26 protein-coding genes and 2 pseudogenes are annotated in these 20,431 nt (G+C 39.2%); 20 read left to right on the plus strand and 8 right to left on the minus strand.

Translation table 11 applies throughout. From position 1 onward, the window contains the following. Positions 1 to 37 precede the first annotated feature (37 nt). The 4 genes from BUB85_RS10850 to lexA all read left to right on the plus strand — a co-directional run bounded on the left by BUB85_RS10850 (position 38) and on the right by lexA (position 2,557). Complete coding sequence (locus BUB85_RS10850) at positions 38 to 1,015, plus strand: helix-turn-helix transcriptional regulator (protein ID WP_073110049.1); 978 nt, start codon at positions 38 to 40, stop codon at positions 1,013 to 1,015. Between the two features lie 3 nt (positions 1,016 to 1,018). Continuing rightward, entirely contained in the window at positions 1,019 to 1,327 is a 309-nt protein-coding gene (locus tag BUB85_RS10855) for a hypothetical protein (protein ID WP_073110056.1), read from the plus strand. A 56-nt stretch (positions 1,328 to 1,383) separates the two neighbouring features. Continuing rightward, positions 1,384 to 1,746, plus strand: a complete 363-nt coding sequence (locus tag BUB85_RS10860; RefSeq protein WP_073110061.1) for a hypothetical protein — start codon at positions 1,384 to 1,386, stop codon at positions 1,744 to 1,746. A 211-nt stretch (positions 1,747 to 1,957) separates the two neighbouring features. After that, entirely contained in the window at positions 1,958 to 2,557 is a 600-nt protein-coding gene (gene lexA / locus BUB85_RS10865; protein WP_073110066.1) for a transcriptional repressor LexA, read from the plus strand. A gap of 352 nt (positions 2,558 to 2,909) precedes the next feature. On the opposite strand, the gene BUB85_RS10875 is transcribed toward lexA, so the two are convergent. The 7 genes and pseudogenes from BUB85_RS10875 to BUB85_RS10900 all read right to left on the minus strand — a co-directional run bounded on the left by BUB85_RS10875 (position 2,910) and on the right by BUB85_RS10900 (position 7,675). Then, positions 2,910 to 3,356 carry a helix-turn-helix domain-containing protein gene (locus BUB85_RS10875; protein ID WP_073110072.1) on the minus strand — a complete coding sequence of 149 codons (447 nt, stop codon included), beginning with the start codon at positions 3,354 to 3,356 and terminating at the stop codon, positions 2,910 to 2,912. Between the two features lie 112 nt (positions 3,357 to 3,468). Next, positions 3,469 to 3,690, minus strand: a pseudogene (locus BUB85_RS22005) (heavy metal-binding domain-containing protein); the annotation flags it as partial. 18 nt (positions 3,691 to 3,708) lie between these two features. Next, positions 3,709 to 4,668, minus strand: a complete 960-nt coding sequence (locus BUB85_RS10880; protein ID WP_216099890.1) for a 3-hydroxyacyl-CoA dehydrogenase — start codon at positions 4,666 to 4,668, stop codon at positions 3,709 to 3,711. A gap of 300 nt (positions 4,669 to 4,968) precedes the next feature. Further along, a complete protein-coding gene (locus BUB85_RS10885; RefSeq protein WP_073110075.1) occupies positions 4,969 to 6,231 on the minus strand; it encodes an IS1380-like element ISEnca1 family transposase in 1,263 nt (420 codons plus the stop codon). 210 nt (positions 6,232 to 6,441) lie between these two features. Next, entirely contained in the window at positions 6,442 to 6,633 is a 192-nt protein-coding gene (locus BUB85_RS10890) for a YwbE family protein (RefSeq protein WP_073110078.1), read from the minus strand. 27 nt (positions 6,634 to 6,660) lie between these two features. Then, a complete protein-coding gene (locus BUB85_RS10895; RefSeq protein ID WP_073110081.1) occupies positions 6,661 to 7,188 on the minus strand; it encodes an ImmA/IrrE family metallo-endopeptidase in 528 nt (175 codons plus the stop codon). Between the two features lie 79 nt (positions 7,189 to 7,267). Then, entirely contained in the window at positions 7,268 to 7,675 is a 408-nt protein-coding gene (locus tag BUB85_RS10900; RefSeq protein ID WP_073110084.1) for a helix-turn-helix domain-containing protein, read from the minus strand. A gap of 158 nt (positions 7,676 to 7,833) precedes the next feature. On the opposite strand from BUB85_RS10900, the gene BUB85_RS10905 reads away from it, so the two are divergent. From BUB85_RS10905 to BUB85_RS10975, 15 genes are all read left to right on the plus strand, one after another. Beyond that, a complete protein-coding gene (locus tag BUB85_RS10905) occupies positions 7,834 to 9,069 on the plus strand; it encodes a DNA polymerase Y family protein (protein ID WP_073110087.1) in 1,236 nt (411 codons plus the stop codon). 16 nt (positions 9,070 to 9,085) lie between these two features. Continuing rightward, positions 9,086 to 9,340: a hypothetical protein gene (locus BUB85_RS10910; RefSeq protein WP_073110091.1), complete on the plus strand. Its 255-nt coding sequence runs from the start codon at positions 9,086 to 9,088 to the stop codon at positions 9,338 to 9,340. A gap of 13 nt (positions 9,341 to 9,353) precedes the next feature. Then, a complete protein-coding gene (locus BUB85_RS10915) occupies positions 9,354 to 10,088 on the plus strand; it encodes an ImmA/IrrE family metallo-endopeptidase (protein WP_073110094.1) in 735 nt (244 codons plus the stop codon). Next, a complete protein-coding gene (locus tag BUB85_RS10920; protein ID WP_073110099.1) occupies positions 10,085 to 10,300 on the plus strand; it encodes a hypothetical protein in 216 nt (71 codons plus the stop codon). The genes BUB85_RS10915 and BUB85_RS10920 overlap by 4 nt, the downstream gene beginning before the upstream one ends. Positions 10,301 to 10,563: 263 nt before the next feature. Next, positions 10,564 to 11,118, plus strand: coding sequence for a hypothetical protein (locus BUB85_RS10925; RefSeq protein ID WP_073110104.1), 555 nt, complete (start codon positions 10,564 to 10,566; stop codon positions 11,116 to 11,118). 75 nt (positions 11,119 to 11,193) lie between these two features. Next, entirely contained in the window at positions 11,194 to 11,574 is a 381-nt protein-coding gene (locus BUB85_RS10930) for a type II toxin-antitoxin system PemK/MazF family toxin (protein WP_073110109.1), read from the plus strand. After that, entirely contained in the window at positions 11,567 to 11,779 is a 213-nt protein-coding gene (locus BUB85_RS10935) for an excisionase (RefSeq protein WP_242945404.1), read from the plus strand. Before BUB85_RS10930 ends, BUB85_RS10935 begins: the two co-directional genes overlap by 8 nt. A 102-nt stretch (positions 11,780 to 11,881) precedes the next feature. After that, positions 11,882 to 12,091 (plus strand): excisionase, encoded by a 210-nt coding sequence (locus BUB85_RS10940; protein WP_073110117.1) that lies wholly within the window; start codon positions 11,882 to 11,884, stop codon positions 12,089 to 12,091. A 12-nt stretch (positions 12,092 to 12,103) separates the two neighbouring features. Continuing rightward, positions 12,104 to 13,378 carry a site-specific integrase gene (locus BUB85_RS10945; RefSeq protein WP_073110125.1) on the plus strand — a complete coding sequence of 425 codons (1,275 nt, stop codon included), beginning with the start codon at positions 12,104 to 12,106 and terminating at the stop codon, positions 13,376 to 13,378. Between the two features lie 99 nt (positions 13,379 to 13,477). Further along, positions 13,478 to 14,893, plus strand: coding sequence for a zinc-ribbon domain-containing protein (locus tag BUB85_RS10950; RefSeq protein WP_073110133.1), 1,416 nt, complete (start codon positions 13,478 to 13,480; stop codon positions 14,891 to 14,893). Positions 14,894 to 15,353: 460 nt separating this feature from the next. Beyond that, positions 15,354 to 15,626, plus strand: a complete 273-nt coding sequence (locus tag BUB85_RS10955; protein WP_073110139.1) for a DUF6462 family protein — start codon at positions 15,354 to 15,356, stop codon at positions 15,624 to 15,626. Continuing rightward, on the plus strand, positions 15,623 to 15,853 hold the full coding sequence (locus BUB85_RS10960; RefSeq protein WP_073110142.1) for a DUF6462 family protein: 231 nt from the start codon (positions 15,623 to 15,625) through the stop codon (positions 15,851 to 15,853). Before BUB85_RS10955 ends, BUB85_RS10960 begins: the two co-directional genes overlap by 4 nt. Positions 15,854 to 15,855: 2 nt before the next feature. Further along, positions 15,856 to 16,641 (plus strand): ParA family protein, encoded by a 786-nt coding sequence (locus BUB85_RS10965; protein WP_073110147.1) that lies wholly within the window; start codon positions 15,856 to 15,858, stop codon positions 16,639 to 16,641. After that, positions 16,631 to 17,548, plus strand: a complete 918-nt coding sequence (locus tag BUB85_RS10970) for a ParB/RepB/Spo0J family partition protein (protein WP_073110150.1) — start codon at positions 16,631 to 16,633, stop codon at positions 17,546 to 17,548. Before BUB85_RS10965 ends, BUB85_RS10970 begins: the two co-directional genes overlap by 11 nt. Beyond that, positions 17,532 to 17,891 carry a replication initiator protein A gene (locus BUB85_RS10975; RefSeq protein WP_073110156.1) on the plus strand — a complete coding sequence of 120 codons (360 nt, stop codon included), beginning with the start codon at positions 17,532 to 17,534 and terminating at the stop codon, positions 17,889 to 17,891. Before BUB85_RS10970 ends, BUB85_RS10975 begins: the two co-directional genes overlap by 17 nt. Positions 17,892 to 18,121: 230 nt before the next feature. Here the strand turns inward: BUB85_RS10975 and BUB85_RS10980 are convergent, their stop codons facing one another. Continuing rightward, complete coding sequence (locus BUB85_RS10980; RefSeq protein ID WP_073110164.1) at positions 18,122 to 19,606, minus strand: hypothetical protein; 1,485 nt, start codon at positions 19,604 to 19,606, stop codon at positions 18,122 to 18,124. A 181-nt stretch (positions 19,607 to 19,787) separates the two neighbouring features. Here BUB85_RS10980 and BUB85_RS10985 point away from each other — a divergent pair. Beyond that, positions 19,788 to 20,336: pseudogene (locus BUB85_RS10985) on the plus strand (replication initiator protein A); the annotation flags it as partial. Positions 20,337 to 20,431: the final 95 nt, after the last annotated feature.

The following is a 20,431-nucleotide window of genomic DNA, read 5'->3' on the forward strand; positions in this document are numbered from 1 at the left end:
GGGAAATAGTTATTTTTAGTATAGGAAAGGATGGCATATGGAAACAAAACCAAGAATACTTTATCTCTTAAAGATTCTACAAGAGCGTACCGATGAAGAACATCAGCTTTCGACGAATCAGCTTATAGAGATATTGAATGATGAGTATGGCATATCTACATATAGAACCACTATCTCAAAAGATGTGACTGCCCTGCAGCAGTTTGGAATTGATGTTGTGTCAGTCCGTTCTACACAGACAAGATATTTTATAGGCGATAGAGATTTTGAACTTGCAGAACTAAAGATATTGATTGATGCAGTGGAATCTTCCAAGCTGATAACACATAAGAAATCAAAGGAACTGATTTCAAAAATACATACACTGACCAATGAGGGACAGGTTTACAAGTTAAAAAGGAACAATTATTTTGCTGAACGAGTGAAGCCTGATAATGAACTGATTTATTATATTGTTGACGCTATTAACGAGGCAATCAATAACAATAAGCAAATCTCCTTCCAGTATTACGAATATTCGGGACTTAAGAAAAAGGTTTTGAGAAATAAAGGAGAAGTGTATATTATCAGTCCATACAGTCTTGTCTGGTGTGGCGATTACTATTATGTGGTCGGTCATTCAAAGAAGAAAGATAAGATTGTAACCTTTAGGGTAGACAGAATTGCAGCGACACCTGAAATCTTATATAAAGATGGAGTTCCAGCTCCTAAAGATTTCGATGTGGCAGAATATACAAAGCAGGTATTCTTTATGTATGACGGAGAGCAGGTGGAAGTTACGCTGCGATGTGATAACAGCTTGATGAAAACGATGATTGACCGCTTCGGAGAAGATGTAACAACCCTTGCATATGATATGGAATCATTTAGATTGATTACTACCATTTCGGCAAGCCAAACATTCTATGGATGGGTTTTCGGATTCGGTGGCAAGGTACAGATATTAGAACCAGCAGAAGTAAAAGAAGAATATAGACAGATGATACTTGATGAAAGTAAGTGTATAGAGGAATAAAATATGAATGTAGAATTTCTGGTAAACCAAGAATTGAATGATGGTAGACAGCTTTTCATTACCGAAAAAGAATTTAAAAAAGCAGCAAAGAACGAAGACGAATTTAATAGTTTTGCATTTGCCACAGAATGTTTTTTCTCATATTATGGTTTAGATACTTTTATCAATGTTAGAGAATATGAAATCATTAGACAGGAACTGACTGCAGGTGGAGCTGTTATCATCACTGTTGTAGAAGAAAAAAATCCAAGAAACTGTTTTCTAGAGGTGTATGTATCGAATCATAACAGACTTAAGAAAGTTGAAATATAAGATAACCATTGGATTTGATTCAAGGAAGTGAGGGACTTCCACGAGGCATAAGATAAATGAGACGAAAATGTAAATTAACAAAAATTGCAAAATCTCAGCAACAAAAGTTTTTTAGATTATGTGGAGAAAAGTACCGTAGAAAACTAATCGGAAAAGAAAAGATGACAGTTGCCGACTTTGCCAATATTACCTTGATATTAAGCTATTTGGACTTTTCATCGTATTATTCTTATGTTTTGTGCAAATATCCAGAACAGTTGGAGATTTATGCAAATGTTATTGACAGAGAAGTGGCAGATGATGAGCCTTTATATGTCGATGATATACTGGATGAAAATGAAATAATTATCAAAAGATTTTGTGATGGTATTCAGAACAAGCGTATGCAAAAGATTTACAGAGAGAGGTTATTTGTTTAAAGTTACCGAAGGAGCTAAGGGCTGTGTGAATGCAATAAAGAAACGTACAGAACGAATGGGAAAGCAAATCTTATGAATTGAAATGAGATGAGGTGTTGCTCGATAGCGACACCTCTATTTTTCTGTCCATTTTTATATTGCGTTTATTCAATTATCAAGTATAATATACTTATCAGAAACGAAGCGTTTCACTTAGAAAAAGAGGTGCAAAATGAGAAGTAAAAATCCTGAACTGATGAAGAAAATATTAAAATATGCAGAGCAGTATTATCTGGATTTTGGGCATTCGCCTACTACGCTAAATATTGCAAAAGCACTTGATATTGCAAAATCCACTGTATACAGATACCTGTTAGAAATGAATGATAAAGGTATGTTGGAATATGATGGTCAGGAGATACAAACAGCAGTAACAAGAAAAGTGAATCAGGATATTTCTCAGACAGCGATTGTTGGTTCTATTCCTTGTGGAACACCTGAGTATGAAGAAGAACATATCGAGGGATATGTAGCTTTGCCAACTGCCATCTTTGGAAAAGAAGATTTATATATTCTTAGAGCCAATGGAGAGTCAATGATAGACGCAGGTATTGATGATGGAGATTTAGTTGTTATTAAGAAAAACAAAAAAGCCAATGATGGAGATATTGTTGTCGCACTTGTAGATAATCAGAATACTCTAAAGCGGTTTTACAGAGATGATGAAAACCGACGTATTATTCTCCATCCAGAGAATAAGAAATTCAAAGATATATATGCCGAAGAATGTACGATTCAAGGCGTGGCTTGTCACATTATAAAGGAAATCTAACCAGTGAAAGGCAAACATTATGAAGAATGAAGGAATTCGCTATCATCATTATGATAGTGCGGAAATAAAATCAAGTGATTATGCAGATAAAATAGTACCCTGCATAACAGTGGAGGTGGATACAACTTGAACACATTTTATACTAGAACTGAGATTGATGAAATCGGTGCAGGTCTTATCCAAGTATATAAGGATAAGCACCCAAGCAAAGTTGTCGCATATATAGATATTGAACATTTCATAACAGATTTTCTGGGACTTAAGATTGAGTTTGCATCTTTTCTCAGTCGAAAACTCTTTTCCTGATAAAACCTTTATGGCTCCATTTTGGAATCTAACAGTTGCTGATAGACTAGTTCCATATATAATGATCCTTTGTCATATCATGATGAATCGTTACGTAATATTCATCTTCGACCTGCTCCACATTGATTGCATGCATTTCATCGGCCGGCTCTGCCTCAAGCACTGGTAAGGTGATTCCACAGCAACTAATCACCGCCTCTCCCGTTGCAGAAATAACATTTCCACAAATTGGACATACATACAGTTTTGTTCTAAGCATATTAAACGAACGATTGGTGTTCGAAATATCATCTCCAGATAATAATTCAATCGTAGAGATTCCAAGCGCTTTTGAGATATGCTCTATTAGCGCAATATCTGGATATCCCTTACCGGTCTCCCATTTTGAAACTGTTTTATCACTTACTTGAAGATGTTTGGCAAGCTCAAGCTGTGTCATTTTCTTTTCTTCTCTGAGTTTTCTAATAATAGATCCTGTAACATACTGATTCATTCTGTTCAACTCCTTTCTGGCTTTAGGATATCAAATGAACACGAACCTGTTTACCTACGCGTAGTAGAGTTGTTGTAACAGAACCAAATTAACCCATTTACTGTGCGACTGTCTATTCCACGATAACTGCTGTTCCACTTGCTGTCACCATAAGCATTCCATTGTCGGCACCTAGCACTTCATAATCAATATCAACTCCTACAACAGCATTGGCACCCATTGCTTCTGCTCTCTGTTCCATCTCTCTGAGTGCATTCTGTCTTGCCTGTATCAGCTCTTCTTCATAACTTCCAGATCTTCCTCCAAAGAAATTACTGAGTGACGCAGCAATATCTTTTACAAAATTAACGGGTTACTTGTATTTGTAAAATCCTTCGCCTGAAGACACTCCAAGTTTTCCTTCTGCAATGTATTTGTTCAAAATACTTTCCATCGCTTTAAAATTATATGGCATCATCATCTTCTTCAGAAGTGGTGAGAAGATACCCGGTACACTCTGGTACTGATGCACAATATTGTATGCTGTTGTAAGTCCCACTGTATCAAAAATCTGGAAGGGGCCCTTCGGGGCACCGGTTCCATGTGTCCATGCCATATCAATACTCTTTGGATCCGAAACACCTGATGCATATAGGTCAAGTCCACTTAATAAAAAGGGAACTAACATGGAGTTCAGAAGGTATCCATTCTTTTCCTTTAAAACCGGTAATGCAATCATTCTAATATCGTTCGCAAACTGGATTAGTTCATCAAAGTGTTTCTTGTCTGTCTTATCTTGAGCCATAACTTCCGCCGTATTATTCTTCCAGATTGAATTCGCAAAATGAAGCGATAAATACTTTTCAGGTCTTCCTGTATATTTCGCAAAAGCGGAAGGAAGTAGTGTGGAAGAATTCGTAACAAGGACCGTTTTTTCAGGCAAAAGTGGGGCAAGTGCCTTATAAAATACAATCTTGTCATTTGTATTCTCTGCCATAGACTCAATCACAAGGTCAGCATCACCTACTGCTTTCTTCAGATCAAGTTCAAGCTGAATGCTTTCATATGCCCTATTGACCTTTGCGATCAGTTCTTCCTTCTTAAAGTTCTCTTCCGCTGCAATTCCTGCACACCAAGGGCCTTCTCCTGAAGCCATCTTTTCAATTGCCTCAAGATAGGTTTCTTTCAATTGATCAAGCTTAGGCTGTGTTCGTGTAATGGAACTCTCACTTCTCAGCCAAATCGTTACATCAAATCCACAAAATGCTGTCTGGAATGCAATCTGACTTCCCAGAACACCACCACCACCAATTACAACTTTTGAATATCTCATTTTATATCCTTCTTTCTTTTTGTAGTTTAGAAATAATATATCACTATAGATTTAAAACCGCAAATAATATTCTGCACCTCAAATACTAACAAACCTCACTTTGTTTTGTATACACACTTAGCTTAAAAGAACACTATTTCACGAAGAATTTAAACTGATACTCCCACATTGTAACATTATTTACCACCACCTTTCAATCTTTTTCAATAAATTATTGATTGCAACTTTGGAGTAAAGATACTTATTAAACCCTGCAAGTTATCCACAGAGCAACACTCGATTTTCAAGATGATATCTTTATTATACCAGACATTTTTCATACACTTCCTTGTACGGATAGTTTTCTGACAAATTCATAATTACAGTTCTTGCGGTTTTAATGATTTTGGCTGCAAGAAATACATACTTCAAACGAAAGGTCTTTATTTGCTGTCTGTATTCTGAAGGCTCTAAGGAATCAATCTTGAACAACAAAAACAGGTTATATGAAAGCATCATCATTTGAAATACCGCTTCATTTGCCCAAAATGATTTAAGTAAAAGATGACCCACCGCCATGTCGTATTTGGCTTCTTTAATATAATTCTCAGCATTGCCACGTTTTTCATAGGATATAACTACTTTTTCAGAAAGCAATGTAGTGTTTGTCACAAAGAAAAAGTATTCGTACTCAGAGCCTTCTAAAAGTGATATTTGTGCTCTTTCTTTTTCTGGTTTCAGTACGCGAGACACAACAAACCTTCTGTCTTTCTCCCAGTTATCTAATTTTGTAAACAGTTCTGTAGTTTCTCTGCCTTCTTCACCTTTAACGAATACAACCGATGAATTCGTTGCTTGGGATGCAAGCGTAGAATAACTTTTGGGTTTAATTAAATATTTGCAACCAAGAGATTCTATCGTTTCAATAATTTTTTCATCAAAGTAGCCACTATCCATTCGAAATAAAATCTCTAAATCATCTGTTTTGATGTTGGCTACTATTTCTTTGATCATTTCAGATGCACCGTTAGCTGTGTAAGTATTGCCACTTCTTACAAATCCGGTGACGTAGGCTTTTAATTCGTTGCAAAATGCAAACTGGATATTGTAGCATCGGTTTCCTAGTTTCTTGGGATTATATCCTTTTGATGCACCTTCTTGATGACCTTCTACGTTGATTACACTACTATCAATATCAATCGTAATGGATGTCAATTTACTTTTAGTGAGCAGTTTTTTAAAGACTTTAAAATTAATGTCTCTAAACATTTGTGTTGTCTTAAAGGTGAAGTTTCCTAAAAACCGTGACACTGTTTCAGGTTCTTTTACGGAAATATCAAATTCATTAACGAGTGGATCATTTTGAAGGATCTTTAGACGTTCTAGCTTGTCTATACCAATAAAGTGACCACAGATCATCGTCTTTATATGATTCATCTTGATTTTATTTGTGGAGTCATTATCAAATACGAGGTCATTTTCAACTAGATCAAAAATCTCATTACTTTTTGCGTTCTCAAGGAGAAGAAAAAGACCTGCATTTGATGTTAGATTCTTAGCTGTGAAATCAATTTTATTAATCATAATTTAAACCCCTTTTTCTGCTTTTGTTACTATTATTGTACCATATATCGACTCATAAAAGCTGATAATTCAACACATTTTTGAGCATTTTTCTTTCACCCAATGGGTGAAAGCTGAATTTTGAAGGAACGTATATTTATCAATGCTTTGAGGGTGGTTTATAAAGTACTGACGTAGAATCTCAGTGTATTATTCATCAGTGTTCCTCATTTATATGATTTCCTGTACACGACCGACTTGACCATCATCGAGCATTACCTTGATACCGTGGGGATGGTGGCTACTGTTCGTGAGAATACGGGCAACAACACCCTCTGTTAGCTTGCCTGTCGGCTGGTTTTTCTTTAAGACTATTTTTACATTTGCACCGATGTGAATATCGGCTCTGTTTTGTCCGTTCATAATATATACTCCTAAGTAGCTGTCGTACTAATCAACTCGAATGTTTTTGAAAAAATCGCTCCTTGGTTCCATCGGCAATCTCAAATTATATCCGAGCCTGTTCATTTCCTGAAGCTTAATCAGCATCAGGTTGATTTCCGAGTTCATTATCTGTGACATTTGAACGATGTCATATCCGTTTCGAGCCAATTCCATACACTCATCTGTATCAATAAGAGTATGGGCAGCAAACGCATTTGCTTCATATTCGGTTGTGCTTTGCATACGGAAAAGCTCAAATTCTTGTAGACCTTCTCCCTTTGCCAGCTCTCTATGATAAATGTCGTGACCCATTTCGTGTCCGGCGACCATTTGTGTTAGATACTCGTCCATCTTACTATTTAGAAACATTGCTCTGTGTTTCCAACGATACACATACATACCTAAAAGACTGTTGAAGCAGTCTACCGGAACTACATCAATGCCGACTTCTTTTGCTAATATCAGCGTATTTCTTGTTCCGTTTTTTTGAACGAGATTATTTGCCTTTTTATATATTCCAACAGAATCAATCAATTAAATACACCTCCCAAAAGGGTGCAATCCACCCTTTGACATATAAATTCTATCAGAGCAAGTATCCCATAAACCGTACTTACTCTGTTTTGTATTTCTTGGGGGTGTATTTTTTGTTGTCCTCTTTGGCTTTCCAATAGTAATCCTGAAACGCTTTCATTACGCCATCAAGATCCTCGTCTGAAAGTTCACCGCCTGCAAACAGACCGCCCATTTCTTCAACGAGTTTCTGAGCCTGTTTTTTGCCGGTATAGCCGTAACGCTCTCTTGCGGAAATGATGAAGTCATCGTTCTCATTGCGAAGCTCGTCGGCACTCACGCCAAGTATATTCGCAAGGATGGTATAAACCTCTCTGTTTTGCGGATAAGTTTTTCCTTTCTCGTAGTTGCTGATGGTATTCAGACCAAGACCTGCTTTTTCGGCAAGCTCCTTTTGTTTCATATTGGCTTTCAATCGCAGTGTACGGAGTTTTTCGCCAAAGGTCATTGTTGTATCCTCCTATTTTCACAAACTAATTGTGAATTATTCTGTATGGCACTTGACAATCACAAGCTGATTGGATATAATGATATTCACAAACCGCTTGTGAATTAACAAGTTAATTGTACACTGGTTTGGGATTATTGTCAAGGGGGTTGCGAGAATTGTCAAAATCTATTTTGCATTGTGATATGAATAACTTCTATGCGAGCGTTGAATGTATGCTTGACCCTTCGCTTCGCAGCCATCCGGTGGCAGTCTGTGGCTCTGTTGAGGAAAGGCACGGCATTGTCCTTGCAAAGAACTATGCCGCAAAAGCATTCGATGTAAAGACCGGAGATGCTGTATGGCAAGCAAAACAGAAATGCAAAAACTTGGTAGTTGTTCCTCCCCACTATGAGGAGTACATCAAGTATTCAAAGCTTGCGAGAAGTGTTTACGGCCGCTATACCGATCAGGCTGAACCTTACGGTATGGACGAATGCTGGCTCGACATAAGCGGAACACAGAACATATTCGGCTCACCCGAAAAGGTTGCCAATGAAATCCGAGAAACAATTAAGTTTGAACTCGGACTTACCATCTCGGTTGGTGTATCTTTCAATAAGATATTTGCTAAGCTCGGCAGTGATATGAAAAAGCCGGATGCCGTTACTATTATTGAGAAAGATACTTTCCGAGAGAAGATATGGGGACTTCCCGCTGCTGACCTGCTTGGAGTAGGTCGTGCAACGCAGCGTGTTTTAGATAACTATTGTATCCGTACTATCGGTGACTTGGCTAACACCAGTCCGGACTTGCTGAAAAGCAGGCTTGGAAAAAACGGCGTCGCTTTGTGGAATTTCGCTAATGGTCAAGACCATTCCATCGTGGCAAAGCAAGACTTCGTATCTCCGGTAAAGAGCATCGGTCACGGTACTACAACAGTTGCGGACTTGGAAAGCAGCGAACAGGTGTGGGCTGTTTTCCTTGAACTTACGCAAGAGATTGGACACAAGCTCCGTGTTCATCAGAAATGCGCCGAGGGAGTCGCAATACACATCCGAGATAACACCCTTTTCTCAAAGCAATGGCAAACCAAGATTTCGTTGCCGACACAATCACCGATGGTAATTGCAAAGACAGCATTTGCTCTGTTTAAGCAGAAGTATTCTTGGACAAACCCTATCCGTTCCGTCACAGTTCAGGCAATCAACCTTATTCCACAGGACACGCCCCGCCAGATTGACCTGTTTACTGATGTGAAGATGATAGATAAGTTTGAACGCCTTGATTTGTGCATTGAGGAAATAAGGCGTCGTTTCGGAAATGACAGTATTCGCAATGCTGTCTTATGCTCTCATTCTAAAATGCCTCCGGCACGAGTGGAAATCACGATGCCGACAGGAATGATTGGCTAAGGAGGATAACCGTAAAATGGAACAGCCACAGAGAAGAAAAGTATATGTTAAGGTAAACGCTGACCACAATCCCGACGGCTCTTGCCGTCCTAACGCCATTACCTTTGAGAACGATGAGGTATATGAAATAGACCGTGTTAAGCGGAAATGCCGTGCAGCTTCGATGAAGGTCGGAGGAAACGGTATTCGCTACACCGTAATGATATGTGGACAGGAGAGTTACCTTTTTGATGAAGAAAATGGAAAATGGTTTGTAGAAGCCAAATCATAAGGAGGACTGTTGAATGAAATGTTTGTCCCGACAGGATATTGAAGCAATCGCAACCCGTGTTGTGACTGCGTATTATAAGCTCCCTGAACTTCAAGGGCAGCAAATACATCGCATAGACCCGGAACTGCTACTAACAAAGGTGCTTGGTCTGAACATAGAGTATTATCACTTATCTCGTGATAACTCCATACTTGGAGCAACCTCGGCATCGGAAATGGGCATTGAGGTCTTTGACAATGATGATAATGAAGCCATCTACTTTTTGGATGGCAAAACCGTCTTAGTAGAGAAAGATTTGAAGGACGACACAACCCAGCAAGGACGCTGCAACTTTACCATTGCTCACGAAGGAAGCCACCAGATTCTAAAGATGCTCTATCCGAGAGAATATGGTGTGAACTCAAACTCAGCCAAGCTACACTTCTATCGTGCCAATTCAGAAAAAAACAAGCCTATTTCTGATTGGGAGGAATGGCAGGCTAACGCTCTCGGCTCAGCAATCTTATTACCCAGAGAAAGAATTGAAAGAGCGATGTTTATGTTTAGCCTCGGAGAGAAAATCACGATGCTCAACAAAATGGTAGATTCACGGGTATATGACCGTTTCAAAGACCTTGCGTGTTTTTTAGGCGTATCAAAGACAGCTCTTGCCATTCGTATGAAACAGCTTGGAATACTCGAAAATGATTATCTTGATGACCCTTACCGAATACTTGATGTTCCGTATGACGGAGGTGGTCGTGTATGAAAGATAAGCAAATGAAGGTCATTGTGAAGTGTCCCCATTGCGACTGGCGCATACTGGACAAGGTAACACCCACATCGGGAGAAATCGAAGTCAAATGTCCGCAATGCCACAAGGTTGTGGCAGTTGACCTCTCACTTCGCAGGTCGATAAAATACAGATTGGCGATGGTATCGCCTCAGATTATAGAAAGGCAGCACAACAGAATAAGATAAGCAACTCTTTGTACCGAGCCACGGGTCTGTGGTTTAGCTTCTGCTAAACCCTCCAAGTCACCAAATTGCCGGACGCTGAGAACCAGAGGATAACTCTATCCTTTTGGTTTTCGGTGTCCGGCTTATTTTTTGCTGTTTGCTCCGGAATGGAGAAGCAAATGTATAAATTGGAGGACTGGCAAAGCTCAGTTAGCAGGTATCCGTAATCTCCGAATTTTGATTGTCCAACAAACCTAAATCAAAATTTTAAGGAGATTACAACAATGACTACTTATTTAATTTATTCGGATATTAAAGCAGATAGAAAGGTTCTCAAAGTGGCAACACAAGAAGAATGGACTGAAATAATGTGCAGCAATCGTGGCTTGCCTATTGCTACTCGAAGATTTTTTATCAAGGACACTATCGTAGAAAAAGAAAGCGTTGACCAAATGTTTATTGAGGTTTCTTTAGAGGAATACAGAAAATGGCATTCAGAGCATATCAGCTCAGAAAAGAAACGAAAGTACAAGATGAAATACAAAATGATTTCGTTAAGCAGCTTGGAGCATGACGATTGTGTCGCTCCAATGAATTCGGTGTCTTTAGAGGATACCAGTATTGAAAGTGCTGTTATAGGCGAGCTTTTGATGGAACAGGTAAAAACAAAACTATCGCAGTGGAAACCTTGGGCAGTTGAACTATTTAACTGTCTGTATGACGGAGAAGAAAAGGAAGTTGTGCAAGCATTTATCGGGAAACACGCAATTACTGAGCGTGCTTTCAGATACAGGAAAACAGAGTTAAGAAAAGTCGTCAAGAATTTTTTACAAAAATAATTTTTCCGTTTTTGGCTTTGAAGGTTGCAGTAGAGAAGTGTAGGCAACTAACAAGCACCATTGTAGGAGGTCATTATGAATAACGGAAATACAAGAAGAATTTTCAGAGGCGATATCTTTTATGCAGACTTGGGCGACACTGTTGGCTCTCAGCAGGGCGGCATTCGACCCGTTGTTATCGTTCAAAATAATACAGGCAACCGATTTAGTCCAACCATCGTTGTCGTACCCTTGACATCAGTCAATAAAAAGAAACGGCAGCCGACCCATACCTATATAGGCAAGTGCTTCGGACTTACCGCTGAATCCATTGCACTTGCCGAGCAAATAACGACAATAGATAAATGCAGACTGCACGATTACATTGGTCATATGAGTGCCGGAACAATGTTGCGGCTGTCTAATGCATTGTCAATCAGCGTCGGAATTGACAATGGAGGTGATGGTCGTGACTAAAGAAGAAAAAGACAAGACTGTTCCGGTATGGCAAAGGGCTTTACTCACTTTAGAAGAGGCCGGAGCCTACACGGGCATTGGTGTAAACAAGCTCCGAGAAATGTCCGATGACGATTCCTGTGAATATGTCGTTTGGGTTGGCAACCGCAGGATGTTTAAGCGAATAAAGCTTGATGAGTATCTTTCTAACGCATATTCTGTTTGATTTGTCAAAGGTGCGATCCGGCAAATCGCACCTTTGTCCTTTTCGCTTTATTCCGCTATCCTATGCTCAACGAAAACGGAATAAATCACGGAGGACAAAGAAATGGATGCCAATAAGAAAAAAGAAGTCCCTATATGGGAGAAATCAAACTTAACGCTTGAAGAAGCCGCACGGTATTACAACATTGGAATTAATAAGCTCAGAGATATGTCAAAAGAAGAAACCTGCGACTTTGTTCTTTGGGTTGGAAATAGGCGGCTCATCAAACGAAAGAAGCTTGATGAATACTTGGAAAAATCATTCTCAGTATAAGGAGGAATCAGGATGAAGAAGAAAGCGCAAACCGGAGTGCGATTTGATAATCGACATATCCGACTGCGAACCGGAGAGAGTCAGCGACCAAACGGAACTTACTTGTTCCGCTGGACATCCGAGGACGGCAAAAGGCACTCAATATATGCGCCCACACTCGATAAACTTCGTGAACAGGAAGAACTGGTCATTGTTGATAAGCACGATGGAATAAAGACGGATGTAAAGGGGTTGACGGTCAACGATTTGTTTGATTTATGGTGTCAGCTCAAGCGAGGAATTAAAGACAGCACCTTTAAGAATTACATCTATATGTATGAGATGTTCGTCAAGCCGACCTTCGGTAGAAACCGAGTGGTACGAGTGGCAAAATCAGATATACGACGCTTCTATAACAATCTCGTTGATGGAAAATCTCTGAAAGTTGCCACGCTTGATAATGTTCACAATGTGTTGCATCAGGTGTTTCAGGTTGCCGTTGATGACGCAATTATTCGCATAAATCCGACAGACAACATGATGAAGGAACTGAAGCTTGCGCATAGCGGATACAAGAGTGAGCAGCGAAAAGCGCTCACGATGGAAGAAGAAAAGCTGTTTCTTGGCTACTTAAAGAAGACACCGAGATATTTTCACTGGTATCCGCTATTCTTTATCATGGCAAACACAGGAATGCGTGTCGGAGAGATAACAGGACTGCGCTGGCGGGATGTCGATTTGGATAAAGGTATCATCAGCGTAAATCATACCTTGGTCTATTACAATCACCGAGATGAAAAGGGCTGCTATTACAGCATCAATACACCCAAGACGAAAGCCGGAATGCGAGAGATTCCGATGATGGACGAAGTGAGAGAAGCGTTCTATTTGGAAAAGCAGTATCAGCAAGAAGCGGAAATTGAGAGTATTAGCAGAATTGATGGTTACGATGATTTTGTCTTTGTTAATCGGGACGGAGTAGTACAGAACCTCGGAAATCTGAACAAAGCTATTCAGAGAATAAGCCGAGATTGCAACTGCGAAATAATTGAAATGCAAGGCATTGACAGTGACCCGGTTCTCCTACCTCATTTTAGCTGTCATAACCTCAGACACACATTTGCAACAAGGTTATGCGAGTCTGGCATCAACCTCAAGGTTATTCAGGATGTTTTAGGACACGCCGATGTATCAACCACAATGAATATTTATATCAATGTCACCAATGACCTCAAGAAAAAGGAAATAGCGAGCTTCGGAAGTTTTATGAAGCAGAGCGAATCACACGGAACAACTGAACAGATATAACAATGAGCCTTGCAGTTTTGCTGCAAGGCTCATTCGCATCCTTAACAGAAACGGGACTCCTTTATATAATGTATGAAAAAGCGAGAAAGAGGTGTGCCTATGAAAAACAGTAAATCGACCATTAAGCCGGAGCTTATGCAGCAATGGTCTGAAAGAAACTATCCGCTTACGCCGGATGATATATCTTACGGTTCAAACAAGCTTGTGTGGTGGCACGGTTCCTGCGGCCACGAATGGCAGGCAAGTCCCAAAAGTCGATCTGCCGGAGAGAATTGTCCGATATGTTCCGGTGCAAGGGTTGTATCCGGAATAAATGATTTGAAAACCTTATACCCCAAGCTGGCTTCGGAATGGTCAGATAAAAACCATCCGTTAATGCCGACAATGGTCAGCATGGGTTCGCACAAAAAAGCGATTTGGCAATGCTCGTGCGGGCATGAGTGGTCAGCCACAGTTAAGAGCCGTGTTTATGGAAGTGGATGCCCATACTGCTCACATAATCTCGTTATGTCCGGCTTTAATGACCTTGCCTCCTGCTTCCCTGAAATCGCAGCAGAATGGTCTGAACGCAATTATCCACTAAAGCCTGATATGGTGACGGCTTTTAAGAACAAAAAGGTCTGGTGGAAATGCAGCGAAGGTCACGAATGGAACACGCTCATTTCGACTCGCTCCGGTGGAAGTAATTGCCCATATTGCAGTGGCATTAAGTTGCTCACAGGCTACAATGATTTGGCCACGAGGTATCCCGTTCTATCAGAAGAATGGTCAGATAAAAACCTTCCTGTCATTCCCACTATGGTAAATGAGAAGTCAACCAAAAATGTATGGTGGAGGTGCAACACCTGCGGATTTGAATGGCAATCCGTTATAAGGGCAAGAGTAAGAGGCGCATCTTGCCCGGTATGTGCAGAAAGAACTGTCCTTGAAGGATATAACGACCTTGCAACAACAAATCCTGAATTGGTTTCAGAATGGGACAACAGCAAGAACGCTGACTTGCTGCCGGGTAAGGTATCTAAAAGCTCATTGAGAAGCGTGTGGTGGAAATGTTCTTACGGTCACTCTTGGAAAGCTCGAATCGCTGACAGAGCGATAAACGGCGAGCAGTGTCGAAAGTGTAACGGTGAATTTCATCAGGTACTTTCACAGTTGCTTGTTATGCTCTATGCGAGAAAAGAGGGCTTGAAGGTACTCGTAAATTCTGATAAGCAAATCGGGCTGAAGCTGGAAACCTATTTGCCAGAACTGTATCTTGCCATTGAGTCGTCGATTCCTACTAATCAGGATGGGAGAGATGCCGCAGAAATCAAAAAGTTTATCTGTGAGAAGAACCATATTGACTTGGTACGTATTCCATATAAGCAGGGGATGAACGAAGCGGAGTGCGCAGATAAAATCAAGAGCTCATTCAGAAAGCACTGCTGCATTATCAAATCGGATAGCGAGCAGGATGTTGAATTGCTTCGCACCCGGTTTTTTCAAAGAAACAAGCAATTAGGCGGGAACTCTTGAAAAAAGTGCGAAATCATGTTATAATATAATAACTTTATGGTTTCATTGTTGGTGTTAATCCGCTTTAATCCATTATTTAATCCACTGTTTTTTTATAGCGATACAGAACCGTACAGAACAGTAGGGCAAAAAAAGAAACACCTTTGAAAGAGATAGAGAACAATGAAAAATCCGTATACAATTGTGAAATCTACCGATGACATCCCGACAATGAAGTCATTGGAGAAATAATCCAGTATTTATGCGGGTTTGCAAGGTCTAAAATGTTATCTGACATCAAAATGACACTTTTTGGGTTCGAATTGTCGAAAAAAGTCAAACCAAGATAGAAAGTTTATGCATCAAAATTAAATCATAAAAATGCGAAGAGCATCTTTTAAAAGATAAAAAATCTTTTGAAGGGTGCTCTTTTTTCGTTCAGTATTCAAGGCAAACAAATCTACTGTCACTAGGAGATTATATGGATTCATCAAAGAATAGATTCAAAGATTTAGACAAGCGTGTAGAGATTCAGCAAAACATCAGGCAACTAAGAAGATTATACCTTCGTTACCAAGAGGCAGAAATTGTTTACAGTATGACCCATCGGAAACTATTAGAGATAGCCGGTAAAGCAGGGGCTATTTATCGTATGGATGGCACGGTTCTTATAAGAAGGGATATTTTTGAAGAATACCTGGAACAATTTCATGAACCGAGTACCTTATCGGGAAATGAGGAGGATGACCAATGAGAGGAAACGCATGGAAAGTATCAGATCAGCTAGATGATATTGATTTAGCGTTTTTAAGAAGGGATTTCGTTACTATCAAAATCGCTCGGAACTATTACGGTATCGGTGAAAGACAATTGATCCGTAAAGCTCATGAAGCTGGGGCTGTCTACAAAATCGGAAAGATGGTTTTATTCAATCGTAGAATACTCGATGGCTATTTCAGAAGAACACAGAAGGAGGAATAAATATGTGTAAGGTAATCGCAATTGCAAATCAAAAAGGTGGAGTTGGAAAAACTACAACATCAGTTAATCTTGGTATCGGGCTTGCTAGACAAGGAAATAAAGTATTGCTTATTGATGCGGATCCGCAGGGAAGTCTCACAGCAAGTCTTGGATATATTGAACCGGATGATATAGGTGTCACATTGGCAACAATCATGATGAACGTAATAAACGAGGAAGAATTCGAGGTTACAGACGGAATACTTCATCATCAGGAAAATGTTGATTTGTTACCATCCAATATTGAACTTTCAGGACTAGAGGTATCGATGGCAAACGTCATTAGCCGGGAAGTTATCATGAAAGAATATATAGAAGAGATTAAGAAGCAATATGATTATATTCTAATTGACTGTATGCCATCTCTTGGAATGATCACTATCAATGCGCTTGTATCTGCCGATTCCGTGCTTGTTCCAGTGCAAGCAGCGTATTTACCGGTAAAAGGTCTGCAACAGCTGATTAAGACAATCACAATGGTTAGGAAACGTTTGAATCGAAACCTAAAGGTGGAAGGTATATTACTTACAATGGTTGATTTTAGAACCAACTTTGCAAAGGATATTTCAGCACAAGTAAGAAAAGAATATGGTGCGAACATCAATATCTTTGATTGTTCTATTCCAGTATCTGTAAAAGCAGCTGAAACCAGTGCAGAAGGAAGAAGTATTTTTGCGTATTGTCCAAAAGGTAAGGTTAGCATAGCTTATGAGGAATTAAGTAAGGAGGTACAGGCTCATGAAAACTAGGAGCGGAGAAAAGATCAAACTGACAAGTATTGAAGAACTTTTAGGTGTGCCAAATGAAGAAGTTGCATCTGAGATAGAAATTGATAAAATCCGGTGTTTTCAGGATCATCCATTTAAAGTTCTCGATGATGATAAGATGGCTGAACTTGTGGAAAGTGTAAAGGAAAAGGGAATATTAACTCCGGTTCTAGTTCGTCCGACAGGAGAAGATTTTGAAATGATATCCGGACATCGTAGAATGCATGCAGCTGTCATGGCAGGATTAACAATGATTCCAGCTATTATTAGGGAAATGTCAGATGATGATGCCACTATTGCAATGGTGGATGCAAATATTCAAAGGGAAGAATTGCTTCCAAGCGAAAAAGGTTTTGCATTTAAGATGAAGATGGAGGCTATGAAGCGTCAAGGAAAAAGAACTGATTTAACTTCCAACCAAAATGGTGGGAAGTTGGAAACGGCAGAAGTTGTGGGTAATGAGTCGGGGATTAGTCCGAACCAAGTGCGTAGATATATCCGATTAACTGAACTGATTCCAGAACTTCTTGATATGGTAGATGCTAAAAGAATTCAATTTACGATAGCAGTGGAAATCTCATATGTCCCGCAGAATATTCAGCAATGGGTGTATGAATACATAAGGGAGAATGGACCGATTAAGCCGAAGCAGATTGAAATTCTTAGAAAGTACATTAAGTTGGAGCCAATGACACAAAGAAAATTAATTCAGATTTTCAATGATTCGCAGGTTGGAGCTAAACCTGCAGTAAAGGTGACTTTATCAGAAAAGAAACTACGAAGTTATTTTCCACCATTCTATAACAATTATGATATGGAGAAGGTCATCATGGAATTATTAGAGGAATGGAAACAGAAACAGGAGAAGGCAGATGAAGAAAACTTTTAATTATTATTATGGGAGCCAGGCGGATCAATTTTCTTTTATAAGGATACCAAGAACACTACTTATTGAAAAAGAGTTTGAGGATTTACCATTAGAGGCAAAAGTGCTTTATGGACTACTTTTAGATCATCTTGGAATTGCTTATAAAAATCAATGGATGGATGAGCAGAACAGGGTCTATCTAATCTATCAGATTAAAGAGATACAAGAAGATATGCATGTTTCAAAAAAGAGAGCAATCCAGTGCTTATCAGAATTAGAAAAATTCAGATTAATAGAAAAGAAGACGAGAGGACAGGGATTGCCAAACCTTATCTATGTGAAGAGGTTAGTGTCTGCATCATAAATAGAATAATTCAACAAATAAGACTCTCAGGGGTGTCGATTTCGGAACCTCTGAAACCAAATATGAGAAGTAGAGCATACGATGATCTCTCGGAATCTTGATTGATCATGCCAGCCATGCTGGCAAATGCTCTTTGAAAAGTAAATATTATCCATGAAATAAAAAAATGGTACAAGAAATAGACATAACTGTCGCTATGTCAAAGAAATTAGGATATAATAGTCTTTGGATTATGCTGCTTGTAGAATCAACTTTCTGAGGGCGGATTCAAAAGGCAAATCCCATGCATCCAGGTGTTGTAACATCAGGATGTGATAGAGTCGGCAGTACCACATCTTAGTTGAGCGGTGTCTGCCGTCTTCTAGTTTAAAGTATAATTTCTCACGTTTGTTAGAGCGTTCAGCAGAAGTTCTTGCATTGTACTCAAGTTTCCATTCCTCACTGTCACGAGGCGGTATGTTAAACAATCTTGGATTATCTTTCATTGCTAAATGAACTGTTCTTCCATACTTTGATTCAGAGCATGGGTGTTCACAGGAACATCCATATTTTCGACTAGCAAGAGGACATCTAAATTTTATACGATATTTAGAAGGCTCAGAGCCATCATGGTTCATGCGATGACCTGCACGACAGACAGGAACCCCATCTTTACCGATGGTAAAGTCGTTCTTGTAAGGGAGATTGCTTCCGCGTTTCCAATTCAAATCAATAAAAGGAGTAATGGAAGCACGTTTGCAGTATTCATAATAAGGCATTGCATCATGAGCAGAATCAAGAAGCAGTTTGTTTACCCTGTAGTCAGGCAGGAAATTTTTCATTCTGAAAAAGGTATGAAGGAATCCGTGTGAGTCATGCTTTGAAGCTGGCGACAATAAGGGGAATACAGGGAGATCACTATAAGAATCAGAGGCTACAAGCATATATAAATCGTAGCCATGATACCAGCAGTCTCGTGAGGAAACCCAACCAATATCACAATCTGGTTGAGAAAAATATCGATCACAATTGCAATCAGTAATGCCTTTTGTAGCACAGTCACAGATACGATGCTTGCGTTCTCTGTGAGAAGTAACAACAGGAGTACCATCACCAGCTAAAGCAAGAGATTTTGGATTAATAAGTCCCTTAGAAACAGACAAATCAAGGAATTCTGATTTGTATAGTTTGAATAAGGAACCATAGGGCTGTTCATCAATGTGAAATATGGTATTTTCCAGTTCAGGAAGAAGTTGTTCCACGGTAACTTTCTCAATAGAATCCGCTTTTGTTCCTTTTAATTTTGGCTTTTTCACTTTTGTTTTTAAAGGATGAATATGGGAAGAAAGATGGCTCTCATCAGAATCCCATAGTCTTGAAAGAAAGTCATAGAATGTACCAACCCCCGGAGTGTCACCAAACTCAAAGCCGCTAAGAATGGCATAGAGAGGGTTGATTTTAAGCTGGGCAGCCCAGTCAGTTAAAGAGGATACTTTGAATTCAATCGATAGCAGATAGGAACGCTGCATACAGGAAGGAGTCCTTGGTTTAGGACCAAAGACAGAGTATTTCGATTTCATGAACTCATCGGTAAAGGATAAATCGAGATTCCAAAATCGCTCGATAATATCCCAAGTTGAACGAGCAATGGAATCAAGATTCGGATAATATTTACGGAGATTTTCGAGAAGAAAATCTTGATAGGCGGAATGGCCGCCAGAATTAACAGGTAACATAAAAATCGCCTCCAATCGAAAAATATCTTATAAATAAGGGCGCAAAGCGCCACATTTTTCGATGAAGTTGTCAAGTTTTTTTTGATAAAAAGTGGGGGATTTTAATAAAAAAGGAATCTGAAAGCCTTGATTTTACTGGCTTAGAGATTCCGAGAGAATATTACGAAGAAAGGAGGGTAACATGAGTCAGAAAGCAACATTTAATTACTATTACGGACAGGAATCAGATATGTACACATTTTATCGCATTCCCAAGTTATTATTTACACATGAGTATTTTCGCGAATTATCCAGTGACGCAAAGATTCTATATGGATTGATGCTGGATCGAATGTCTTTATCCATAAAAAATGAATGGTTTGACGACCAGAATAGAGCTTACATATACTTTTCTGTGGAAAATATCATGGAATTACTGAATTGTGGTAAGAATAAAGCAGTCAAAATCTTACAGGAACTGGATAGTGAGCAGGGAATTGGCCTGATTGAAAAAAGAAGACAGGGATTTGGGAAAGCCAATGTCATATATGTGAAAAACTTCGTCATTGAAGATAACAAAGAGCCAAATCCAGCGATGGAGAAGGTGCTAGAAGAAGATTCTGACAGTGGTTTAAAAAGTAAACTTCAAGAAGTTTATAAATCAAACTTCAAGGAGTTTGAAAATCAAACTTCTAGAATCCCTAAAAGTAAACCTCAAGAAGTTTACATATCAAACCCTAATTATAATAATACTGTAACTGTTCAGAACCCCCTTGGGGAACTAATTAATTTTTGTACAAAACAGAGAATTTTTAAAACCTGTTTTGCGATATTATTTCGGTAATT

The sequence above is a fragment of the Hespellia stercorisuis DSM 15480 genome, from assembly GCF_900142165.1.
Classification (GTDB): domain Bacteria; phylum Bacillota; class Clostridia; order Lachnospirales; family Lachnospiraceae; genus Hespellia; species Hespellia stercorisuis.

What these genes read in the sequence shown, in the direction of transcription:
- BUB85_RS10850 (WP_073110049.1), top strand. Translation starts at nt 38, where the DNA reads ATGGAAACAAAACCAAGAATACTTTATCTCTTAAAGATTCTACAAGAG.
- BUB85_RS10855 (WP_073110056.1), top strand. Translation starts at nt 1,019, where the DNA reads ATGAATGTAGAATTTCTGGTAAACCAAGAATTGAATGATGGTAGACAG.
- BUB85_RS10860 (WP_073110061.1), top strand. Translation starts at nt 1,384, where the DNA reads ATGAGACGAAAATGTAAATTAACAAAAATTGCAAAATCTCAGCAACAA.
- lexA (WP_073110066.1), top strand. Translation starts at nt 1,958, where the DNA reads ATGAGAAGTAAAAATCCTGAACTGATGAAGAAAATATTAAAATATGCA.
- BUB85_RS10875 (WP_073110072.1), bottom strand. Translation starts at nt 3,356, where the DNA reads ATGAATCAGTATGTTACAGGATCTATTATTAGAAAACTCAGAGAAGAA.
- BUB85_RS10880 (WP_216099890.1), bottom strand. Translation starts at nt 4,668, where the DNA reads ATGAGATATTCAAAAGTTGTAATTGGTGGTGGTGGTGTTCTGGGAAGT.
- BUB85_RS10885 (WP_073110075.1), bottom strand. Translation starts at nt 6,231, where the DNA reads ATGATTAATAAAATTGATTTCACAGCTAAGAATCTAACATCAAATGCA.
- BUB85_RS10890 (WP_073110078.1), bottom strand. Translation starts at nt 6,633, where the DNA reads ATGAACGGACAAAACAGAGCCGATATTCACATCGGTGCAAATGTAAAA.
- BUB85_RS10900 (WP_073110084.1), bottom strand. Translation starts at nt 7,675, where the DNA reads ATGACCTTTGGCGAAAAACTCCGTACACTGCGATTGAAAGCCAATATG.
- BUB85_RS10910 (WP_073110091.1), top strand. Translation starts at nt 9,086, where the DNA reads ATGGAACAGCCACAGAGAAGAAAAGTATATGTTAAGGTAAACGCTGAC.
- BUB85_RS10915 (WP_073110094.1), top strand. Translation starts at nt 9,354, where the DNA reads ATGAAATGTTTGTCCCGACAGGATATTGAAGCAATCGCAACCCGTGTT.
- BUB85_RS10920 (WP_073110099.1), top strand. Translation starts at nt 10,085, where the DNA reads ATGAAAGATAAGCAAATGAAGGTCATTGTGAAGTGTCCCCATTGCGAC.
- BUB85_RS10925 (WP_073110104.1), top strand. Translation starts at nt 10,564, where the DNA reads ATGACTACTTATTTAATTTATTCGGATATTAAAGCAGATAGAAAGGTT.
- BUB85_RS10930 (WP_073110109.1), top strand. Translation starts at nt 11,194, where the DNA reads ATGAATAACGGAAATACAAGAAGAATTTTCAGAGGCGATATCTTTTAT.
- BUB85_RS10940 (WP_073110117.1), top strand. Translation starts at nt 11,882, where the DNA reads ATGGATGCCAATAAGAAAAAAGAAGTCCCTATATGGGAGAAATCAAAC.
- BUB85_RS10945 (WP_073110125.1), top strand. Translation starts at nt 12,104, where the DNA reads ATGAAGAAGAAAGCGCAAACCGGAGTGCGATTTGATAATCGACATATC.
- BUB85_RS10950 (WP_073110133.1), top strand. Translation starts at nt 13,478, where the DNA reads ATGAAAAACAGTAAATCGACCATTAAGCCGGAGCTTATGCAGCAATGG.
- BUB85_RS10955 (WP_073110139.1), top strand. Translation starts at nt 15,354, where the DNA reads ATGGATTCATCAAAGAATAGATTCAAAGATTTAGACAAGCGTGTAGAG.
- BUB85_RS10960 (WP_073110142.1), top strand. Translation starts at nt 15,623, where the DNA reads ATGAGAGGAAACGCATGGAAAGTATCAGATCAGCTAGATGATATTGAT.
- BUB85_RS10965 (WP_073110147.1), top strand. Translation starts at nt 15,856, where the DNA reads ATGTGTAAGGTAATCGCAATTGCAAATCAAAAAGGTGGAGTTGGAAAA.
- BUB85_RS10970 (WP_073110150.1), top strand. Translation starts at nt 16,631, where the DNA reads ATGAAAACTAGGAGCGGAGAAAAGATCAAACTGACAAGTATTGAAGAA.
- BUB85_RS10975 (WP_073110156.1), top strand. Translation starts at nt 17,532, where the DNA reads ATGAAGAAAACTTTTAATTATTATTATGGGAGCCAGGCGGATCAATTT.
- BUB85_RS10980 (WP_073110164.1), bottom strand. Translation starts at nt 19,606, where the DNA reads ATGTTACCTGTTAATTCTGGCGGCCATTCCGCCTATCAAGATTTTCTT.